Source organism: Streptomyces sp. NPDC058157, assembly GCF_042884105.1.
Lineage (GTDB): Bacteria > Actinomycetota > Actinomycetes > Streptomycetales > Streptomycetaceae > Streptomyces.
Genome location: NZ_JBHVUQ010000227.1, coordinates 1 through 10,393, shown reverse-complemented (window position 1 = coordinate 10,393; position 10,393 = coordinate 1). Strand labels below are relative to the sequence as shown.

The following is a 10,393-nucleotide window of genomic DNA, read 5'->3' as shown; positions in this document are numbered from 1 at the left end:
GCCCTCGTCCGCGAGGGTGGTGACGGCGTCGGCGAAGCGGACGGCCTCACGGACGTGGCTCACCCAGTAGTCGGCCGAGCAGAACTCCTCGGCGGTAACGGCCCGGCCGGTGAGGGTGGAGACCACCGGCAGGACGGGAGTCCCGAACACGGTCTCCTCTACGGCCTCACGGAAGGCGTCGAGCATCGGCTCCATCAGCGGGGAGTGGAAGGCATGGGAGACGGCGAGGGCCTTGGTCTTGCGGCCGTCGGCCGCGAGCCGGTCCACGACCGACGCCACCGCGTCCTCGGCGCCCGAAACCACCACGGCGGTGGGCCCGTTGACGGCGGCGATCCCCGCACGGCCCTCCACCCCGGCCAGCAGCTCCCGCACCTCCTCCTCCGAGGCCTGGACCGCCACCATCACGCCCCCCGACGGGAGGGCCTGCATCAACCGGCCACGGGCAGCCACCAGCCTCGCCGCGTCCTCCAGCGACAGCACACCCGCCGCATGCGCGGCGGCGAACTCCCCGATCGAGTGCCCGGCCAGAAAGTCCGGGCGGACGCCCCAGGACTCCACCAGCCGGAACAACGCCACCTCGACCGCGAACAACGCCGGCTGCGTGAACCGCGTCTCGCCCAGCAACTCCGCGTCCCCACCGAACACCACCTCCCGCAGGGGAAGTTCCAGGTGCGGATCCAGAGCGGCGCACACGGCGTCGAAGGCCGCCGCGAACACCGGGAAGAACTCATACAGTTCACGCCCCATCCCCAGGCGCTGGCTCCCCTGCCCCGAGAACAGGAACGCGGTACGTCCGGCGGCCCCCGTCGACGCCGTGCCGCGTACGGCACCGGCCGCCGGACGGCCCGTGGCGAGGGCCTCCAAACCCGCGAGCAGCTCCTCCCGGCCGGCCCCCACGACCGCGGCGCGCAGCTCCAACGAGGCGCGCGACAGGGCGAGCGACCGTCCGACGTCGGCGAGCCCGAGGGCCGGGTGCGCGGTGACGTGGGCCGCGAGGCGCTGCGCCTGGGCCCGCAAGGAGGTCTCGTCCTTGGCCGACAGCACCCAGGCGACCGCGCCCAATACATCACCGGCGGCGGTGGTGGCCGTGGCGGCCGGCTCGGGCTCCGCGCCCGGTGCGTACTCCAGGACGACGTGGGCGTTGGTGCCGCTGACGCCGAAGGAGGAGACGCCCGCGCGGCGCGGACGCCCGCCGTCACCGGCCCATTCACGGGCCTCGGTCAGCAGTCGCACCGATCCCGTGGACCAGTCGATGTGGGGGGACGGCTCGTCGGCGTGGAGGGTCTTGGGGAGCACCCCGTGGCGCATGGCCTCGACCATCTTGATCACGCCGGCGACACCGGCGGCGGCCTGCGTGTGACCGATGTTCGACTTCAGCGAGCCCAGCCACAGGGGCCGGTCCGCGTCGCGGTCCTGCCCGTAGGTGGCGAGGAGGGCCTGGGCCTCGATCGGGTCACCCAGGGTGGTACCCGTGCCGTGGGCCTCCACCGCGTCCACGTCCGCCGCCGACAAGCCCGCCTGGGCCAGCGCCTGGCGGATCACCCGCTGCTGCGCGGGACCGTTCGGGGCGGTCAGACCGTTCGACGCGCCGTCCTGGTTCACCGCAGAGCCGCGGACCACCGCGAGCACCCGGTGCCCGTTGCGGCGGGCGTCGGAGAGCCGCTCCACGAGCAGCATGCCCACGCCTTCCGCCCAGCCGGTGCCGTCGGCGTCGGCGGAGAAGGCCTTGCAGCGGCCGTCGACGGCCAGCCCGCGCTGGCGGCTGAACTCCACGAAGGTGTTCGGGGTCGCCATGACGGTGACACCGCCGACCAGGGCCATCGAGCACTCGCCCTGCCGCAGCGCCTGCGCCGCCAGGTGCAGGGCGACGAGCGAGGAGGAGCAGGCCGTGTCCACGGTCACCGCCGGGCCTTCCAGACCGAAGGTGTACGAGAGCCGCCCCGAGGCGACGCTCCCGGACGTGCCCATGCCGAGGTGTCCTTCGAGCCCTTCGGGTACGGTCCCGCCGAGCTGGGAGCCGTAGTCGTGGTACATGACGCCGGCGAACACACCCGTACGCGAGCCCTTCAGCGTCGCCGGGTCGATACCGGCCCGCTCGAACACCTCCCACGAGGTCTCCAGCAGCAACCGCTGCTGCGGGTCCATGGCGAGCGCCTCACGCGGCGAAATCCCGAAGAAGGCGGCGTCGAACTCCCCCGCCTCGTACAGGAACCCGCCCTCACGGGCATAACTCGTCCCCGCATGATCCGGATCCGGGTGGTACAGGTCATCCAACGCCCAGCCACGGTCCACCGGGAACCCGCCCACGGCGTCACCACCCTCGGCGACCAACCGCCACAGATCCTCCGGAGAACGCACCCCACCCGGATACCGGCAGCTCATCCCCACGATCGCGATCGGCTCGTCCACAGCCGCCACCGGAACCACCGACCCGGCATCAGCCGCGTCGGCGTCCGGTCCCAGCAGTTCGGTGAGCAGCAGGCGGGTGAGCGCCTCGGGGGTCGGGTGGTCGAAGACGAGGGTCGCGGGAAGTCGCAGGCCGGTGGCGGAGTTGAGGGTGTTGCGCAGTTCGACGGCGGTCAGGGAGTCGAAGCCGAGGTCCCGGAACTGCCGGTCGACCGCCACCGAACGGGTGGACGCGTGGCCGAGTACCGCGGCCACCTGGGTGCGCACCAGGTCGAGGACGAACGCGTACCGCTCCTCCTGGGGCAGGGCGGCGAGCCGGTCGGCCTGCGTGGTCTGCCCGGCCGCCGTCCGCGGGGCGCCGTCGAGGCTGCGCCGTACGGAGGTGCGGACCAGCTTCCGCAGCAGCGGGGGCAGGGTGCCCGCACGGGCCTGGGTCTGCAGTGAGGCGGTGTCCAGGCGGACGGGGACCAGCGCGGGCCGCTCGGAGCGGCAGGCGGTGTCGAAGAGGGCGAGCCCTTCCGCCGCTTCGAGGGCGATCAGTCCGGAGCGGCTGATCCTGTGCCGGTCGGCCGCGGCCAGCCCGGCCGTGAGCGCGCTGCTCTGGGCCCACAGGCCCCAGGCGAGGGACACCGCGGGCAGCCCCTGGGCCCGGCGGGATTCGGCCAGGGCGTCGAGGTAGGCGTTCGCGGCACAGTAGTTGGCCTGCCCGGCGCTGCCGAGCGTGCCGGCGGCGGAGGAGAACAGGACGAAGGCGGACAGGTCCGCGTCGCGGGTCAGTTCGTGGAGGTGGAGCGCCGCGTCGGCCTTCGGCCGGAACACCCGGTCGACCCGGTCGGGGGTGAGGGCGGCGACGGTTGCGTCGTCGGTGACGCCGGCCGCGTGGACCACGGCGGTCAGCGGGTGTTCGGCGGGAACCGTCGCGAGCAGGGCGGCGAGTGCGGCGCGGTCCGCCACGTCGCAGGCCACCGTCCGCGGTTCGGCGCCCAGTTCCCGCAGCTCCTGCGTGAACTCGGCCGCGCCGGGGGCGTCCTGGCCCCGGCGGCCGGCGAGCAGCAGGTGCCGCACTCCGTACGCGGTGACCAGGTGGCGGGCGACCAGTCGGCCGAGCGTGCCGGACGCACCGGTGATCAGTACCGTTCCGTCGCCGGTGAAGGGTGTGGGGGCGTCCTCCTCCGCCCGGGCCGTGTCGTCGGCCCGTACGAGCCGCGGGACGAGCAAGCCCCCGGCTCGGAGGGCCACTTGAGGCTCGCCGCAGGCCACGGCTGCCGCCAGCAGGGCCGTGTCGTCGGCGTCGACGTCGGCGTCGGTGTCGGTGTCGGTGTCCACCAGCAGGAACCTGCCGGGGTTCTCCGCCTGGGCCGAGCGTACGAGACCCCAGACGGCCGCCTGGGCGGGGTCCGCGGGGCTCGTGTCGGCCCCGGTGCCGACCGCGCGGCGCGTGACGACGACCAGTCGCGAGGCGGCGAACCGGTCCTCGCGCAGCCACTCCTGGACGAGTTCCAGTGCGCGGCGCGTCACGGCGGCCGGTGCGGCCCCCTCCCCCGCGCCCTCGGGCGGCGTGGTCAGGGCGACGGCGACCGTCTCGGGTACGGAGCTCCCGTCCAGGTCTGCGAGGCGCGCGCACCGGACCGGGGCGGCTCGCTCCGGCTCGGAGACCGGCTCGCACGTCTCCCACTCGACCCGGAACAGGGCGTCCCGCAGGCCGGTCCCGCCCCGGGCGGCCTCGTCGGCCCCGGCGAGCTGTTCGGGGGTGATCGTGCGCAGGAGCAGCGCGTCGACCGAGGCGACGGGCCGTCCCCGGCCGTCGCCGATCCGCAGCGCGACCGCGTCCGGCCCGGTCGCGCCCCGGGTCAGGCGGACGCGAAGGGTCTCGGCGCCGCTGCCGTACACGCTCACGCCGTTCCAGGCGAAGGGGAGCCGGCCGGTCTGGTCGTTGCCGGAGAACTCCCCGACGCTCAGGGCGTGGAGGGCGGCGTCGAGGAGGGCGGGGTGCACGGCGAACCCGTCGACCGGGGTCCCTTCGGGCAGTGCCACCTCGGCGAACAGTTCCTCCTCCCCGCGGCGCCAGACGGCGCGCAGCCCCTGGAACACCGGCCCGTAGTCGAATCCGGCGTCGGCCAGCCGGTCGTAGCAGTCCTGGAGGGCCACGGCGGTGGCGCCGGCGGGGGGCCACGCCTCGCCGTCCGGCTGCGGCGGGGTGCGGTCGGTGTCGGGGACGAGGAAACCCGTCGCGTGGCGCGTCCAGGCATCCTCCCCGCCGGCCTCGGCACGGGAGTAGATCTTCACCGGCCGCCGCTCGGCGGTCTCTTCCGCGGCCTGTTCCGCGGCTCCGACGACGACCCGGACCTGGACGGCGCCCTGTTCCGTGAGGACCAGGGGTGCGGCGAGGGCCAGTTCCTCGACCCGGCCGCAGCCGAGTTCGTCACCGGCTCGTACGGCCATCTCCAGGAAGGCGGTACCGGGCAGCAGGGTCACACCGGAGACGGCGTGGTCGGCGAGCCAGGGGTGGGTGGCGAGGGACAGCCGTCCGGTGAGGAGGGCGCCCGCGCCGTCGGGGAGCAGGGCCGTCGCGCCGAACAGCGCGTGACCGGCGCCGGCCAGTCCGGCGGAGGCGACGTCGCCGGTGACGGCGGGGGCGTCGAGCCAGTAGTGCTCGTACTGGAAGGGGTAGGTGGGCAGGTCGACGCGGCGGGCGCCGCGCCCGGCGTGGACGGCTTCCCAGTCGACGGGGGTGCCGTGGACGTGGAGCCGTGCGAGGGCGGTGGTGACGGCCAGGTCCTCGGCGCGGTCGCCGCGCAGGACGGGGACGGTGAGGGCGCGCTCGTCGAGGAGCTCCTGGGCGAGGGCGGTCAGGACCCCGCCGGGCCCGATCTCCAGGAAGGACCGCACCCCTTCGAGGGCCAGGCAGTCCACCGCGTCGGCGAAGCGGACGGCCTCGCGGACATGGTTCACCCAGTAGTCGGCCGAGCAGAACTCCTCGGCGGGAACGATCCCTCCGGTGAGGGTGGAGACCACCGGGAGCTTCGGGGCCTCGAACGAAACCGATTCCACGACCTCCCGGAAGGCGTCCAGCACGGGGTCCATGAGCGGGGAGTGGAAGGCGTGGGAGACGGCGAGGGCCTTGGTCTTGCGGCCGTCGGCCGCGAGCCGGTCCACGACCGACGCCACCGCGTCCTCGGCGCCCGAAACCACCACGGCCGTGGGCCCGTTGACGGCAGCGATCCCCGCACGACCCTCCAGCCCGGCCAGCAGCTCCCGCACCTCTTCCTCGGAAGCCTGAACCGCCACCATCACACCGCCCGACGGCAGCGCCTGCATCAGCCGGCCACGGGCGGCCACCAGCCTCGCCGCGTCCTCCAGCGACAGCACACCCGCCGCATGCGCGGCGGCGAACTCACCCACCGAATGCCCCGCCAGGAAGTCGGGGCGTATCCCCCAGGACTCCACCAACCGGAACAAGGCCACCTCGACCGCGAACAACGCCGGCTGGGTGAACCGCGTCTCGCCCAGCAACTCGGCGTGCTCACCGCCGAACACCATGTCTCGGAGAGGGAGTTCGAGGTGCGGGTTCAGAGCCGCGCACGCGGCGTCGAAGGCCGCCGCGAACACCGGGAAGGCCTCGTACAGTTCACGCCCCATCCCCGGGCGCTGGCTCCCCTGTCCCGAGAACAGGAACGCGACCCGGCTGCCCCCGATGGGCGCCCCCTCGGGGGTCTCCCCCCGCTGGAAGGCGGTGGCGGTGGCGCGGTCCGCGATCAAGTCCTCCAGCGCGCCGACCAGTTCCTCCCGGTGCGTACCCACCACGGCGGACCGCAGGTCCAAGGCGGACCGCGGGGCCAGGGAGAGGGCGACGTCGAGGGGGTGGAGGCCGGGGTGGGCGGTGAGGTGCGCGAGGAGGCGTCCCGCCCGGGCGCGCAGCGCCGCCGGGTCCTTGGCGGACAGCGGCCAGACGACGGCCCGGTCCGGGGCCGGCGTGCCCGCGGTCGGGGCCGTCGGGGCCCCGGGCGTCGCGGGCTGTTCGAGGACGACGTGGGCGTTGGTGCCGCTGACGCCGAACGAGGAGACACCCGCCCGGCGCGGACGGCCCGCCTCCTGCGCCCACTCACGCGCCTCGGTCAGCAGCCGCACCTCCCCCGCCGACCAGTCCACGTGCGGCGAAGGCTCGTCCACGTGCAGGGTCTTCGGCAGCACCCCGTGCCGCATCGCCAACACCATCTTGATCACACCCGCCACACCCGCGGCGGCCTGCGTGTGCCCGATGTTCGACTTCAGCGAGCCCAGCCACAGCGGCCGGTCCGCCTCGCGCTCCTGCCCGTAGGTGGCGAGGAGGGCCTGGGCCTCGATCGGGTCACCCAGGGTGGTGCCCGTGCCGTGGGCCTCCACCGCGTCCACGTCCGCCGCCGACAAGCCAGCCTGGGCCAGCGCCTGGCGGATCACCCGCTGCTGCGCCGGACCGTTCGGGGCGGTCAGACCGTTCGACGCGCCGTCCTGGTTGATCGCGGAACCCCGGACGACGGCCAGCACCTGGTGGCCGTTGCGGCGGGCGTCCGAGAGCCGCTCGACCAGCAGCATGCCCGCACCCTCGGCCCAGCCGGTGCCGTCGGCGTCGGCGGAGAAGGCCTTGCAGCGGCCGTCGACGGCCAGCCCGCGCTGGCGGCTGAACTCCACGAAGATGTTCGGGGTCGCCATCACCGTCACGCCACCCACCAGGGCCATCGAGCATTCGCCCTGCCGCAGCGCCTGCGCCGCCAGGTGCAGGGCGACCAGGGACGAGGAGCAGGCCGTGTCCACCGTCACCGCGGGCCCTTCCAGGCCGAAGGTGTAGGCCACGCGGCCGGAGGCGATGCTGCCCGCGCTGCCGTTGACGAGGTAGCCCTCGAAGCCTTCGGGGGCGACGGGGAGCCGGGAGCCGTAGTCGTGGTACATGACGCCGGCGAAGACTCCCGTGCGCGAGCCCTTCAGCGTCGCCGGGTCGATACCGGCCCGCTCGAACACCTCCCACGAGGTCTCCAGCAGCAACCGCTGCTGCGGGTCCATGGCGAGGGCCTCACGCGGCGAGATCCCGAAGAACCCCGCGTCGAACTCCCCCGCCTCGTAAAGGAACCCGCCCTCACGGGCATAACTCGTCCCCGCGTGATCCGGATCCGGGTGGTACAGCGTGTCAAGCGCCCAGCCACGGTCCACCGGGAACCCGCCGACGGCGTCACCACCCTCGGCGACCAACCGCCACAGATCCTCCGGAGAACGCACCCCACCCGGATACCGGCAACTCATCCCCACGATCGCGATCGGCTCGTCCACAGCCGCCACCTGAACCACCGCCCCGCCATCCACCGCGTCGGCGTCGGCTCCGAGGATCTCGGTGCGCAGGTGGCGGGTGAGGGCCAGCGGGGTGGGGTGGTCGAAGACCAGGGTGGCGGGCAGTCGGGTGCCGGTGGCGGCGCCCAGCAGGTTGCGCAGTTCGACGGCGGTGAGCGAGTCGAAGCCGAGGTCCTTGAAGGGGCGTTCGGGCTCGACCCGGTCGGGCGAGGCATGGCCGAGGACGGTGGCGACCTGGGCGCGGACGAGGTCGCCCAGGACACGGTCCTGCTCGGCCTCGGGGAGCCCGTGCAGGGTCGTGGCCAGAGCGGAGGCGCGTTCGGCGGGTGCCGCGGTGGAGGCGCCGGGCCCGCCGCGCGCCGGGCGGACGGGGGTCCTGACCAGTCCGCGCAGCAGGGCGGGGACCTTGCCCTCGGCCGCCTGGACGCGCAGTCCCGCGTGGTCCAGCGGCGCCGGGAAGAGGACGTCGGCTCCGGCCGCGCAGCCGGCGTCGAACAGGGCGAGTCCGGTGGCGGCGTCCATGGCGACGAGGCCCATGCGGCGGATCCGCGCGAGATCGGTGGAGTCCAGCTTGCCGGTCATGCCGCTGCCGTCGGCCCACAGGCCCCAGGCCAGGGACACGGCGGGCAGGCCGGCCGCGTGGCGCTGCTGGGCGAGGGCGTCGAGGAAGGCGTTCGCGGCGGCGTAGTTGGCCTGGCCGGCGCCGCCGAGGGTGGCGGAGACGGAGGAGAACAGCACGAACGCGGACAGGTCCATGTCGCGGGTGAGCTCGTGCAGGTGCAGGGCGGCGTCGACCTTCGGGCGCAGCACGTGGTCGAGGCGTTGCGGGGTGAGGGCCGGGACGATGCCGTCGTCGGTGACGCCGGCCGCGTGGACCACGGCGGTCAGCGGGTGCTCGGCGGGGACCGCCGCCAGGAGTGCGGCCAGGGCGGGGCGGTCGGCCACGTCGCAGGCGGCGGTGGTGACCCGGGCGCCGAGGGCGGTGAGTTCGGCTTCGAACTCGGCCGCGCCTTCGGCGGCGGGGCCCCGGCGGCCGGTGAGCAGGAGGTGGCGGACGCCGTGCTCGGTGACGAGGTGGCGGGCGACGAGCCGGCCGAGGGTGCCGGTGGCTCCGGTGACCAGGACGGTGCCCTCGGCCGGGAAGCCCGGGCCCTGGGGGGCCGCGTCGGCCGGGCGGCCGGTGTGGGGGGTCAGGCGCGGCAGCAGGACGGCGTCGCCGCGCACGGCGAGCTGGGGTTCGCCGGTGGCCAGGGCGGCCCGCAGGGCTTCCCGGCCGGGTCCGGCGGCCGGGTCGAGGCCCGGCTCCAGGTCGAGGAGGACGAAGCGGCCGGGGTTCTCCGACTGGGCCGTGCGGAGCATGCCCCAGACGGCGGCCTGGGCCGGGTCCAGCGCGGTCCGCTCGGCGGGGGTGGTGGCGACCGCGTGGCGGGTGACGACGACGAGCGGGGTCCCGTCCGGGTGCTCCTGCGCGAGCCGGTCCTGGATCACGGCGAGCGTGCGGTGGGCGGTGGCCCGTACGGCTTCGGCCGTGTTCCGCGGTGCCGCGTCGGGGTCCGGGCCGGCGAGGGCCACCACGCAGTCGGGTTCGGGAGCGTCGGCGGGCACCTGGACGGGGGTCCAGTCGAGGCGGAGGAGGCTGTCGGTGCGGGGGGCGGCCGCGGCGCGCAGCCGCTCGGCGGAGACCGGGCGCAGCACGAGGGCGTCGACCGAGGCGACGGTCTGCCCCGCCGTGTCGGCGACCAGCACGGAGACGGTGTCCGGGCCGGCCGGGGTCAGCCGGACGCGGACGGCGGGGGCTCCCGTCGCGTGCAGGGTGACTCCGCTCCAGGAGAAGGGGAGCAGGCCCTGGCCGGTGGCGGTGCCGGAGAGCAGGCCGAGCCAGGAGGCGTGGAGGGCGGCGTCGAGGAGGGCCGGGTGCAGCCCGAACGCGCCCGCGTCGGGCGCGGTGGGGGCGGGCAGGGCCGCGGCCGCGTACAGGGAGTCGCCGAGCCGCCAGGCCTCCGTGAGGCCGCGGAAGCCCGGGCCGTAGCCGAAGCCGAGGTCGTCGAGGAGTGCGTAGAGGTGGCCGGTGGCGACGGGTTCGGCGCCGTGCGGGGGCCAGGCCGCGAGCTCGGGGGCGTCCTGGGGCCGGACCGTCGGCGGTTCGGGGGTCAGGGTGCCGCCGGCGTGCCGCGTCCAGTCGGCGGACGTGGCGGGGTCCTCGGGGCGCGAGTGGAGCTCCAGAGTGCGGCGGCCCGCGGGGGCGGGGGCGCCCACGGTGAGGCGGAGCTGGACGCCGCCGTGTTCGGGCAGGACGAGCGGGGCCTCCAGGGTGAGGTCCTCCAGGTGTGCGCAGCCCGCTTCCTGCCCGGCCCGCAGGGCCAGTTCGACGAAGGCGGTGCCGGGGACGAGGACGGTTCCGGAGACGGCGTGGTCGGCGATCCAGGGGTGGGTGGCCAGGGAGAGCCGGCCGGTGAGCACGGTGGAGCCGTCCGGGAGCACGACGGTGGCGCCCAGGAGGGGGTGTTCGGTGTCGGTGACGCCGATGGCGGTGGGGTCGGCGGCGGCCGGGACGCGCAGCCAGTAGGTCTCGCGCTGGAAGGGGTAGGTGGGCAGGTCGACGCGGCGGGCGCCGCGTCCGGCGAACACGGCTTCCCAGTCGACGGGGGTGCCGTGGACGTGGAGGCGG

1 protein-coding gene is annotated in these 10,393 nt (G+C 75.1%); it reads right to left on the bottom strand.

From position 1 onward, the window contains the following. Positions 1–10,393 (bottom strand): SDR family NAD(P)-dependent oxidoreductase (locus ACFVXK_RS33450; RefSeq protein WP_389619386.1); only part of this gene is annotated, 10,393 nt, incomplete at both ends.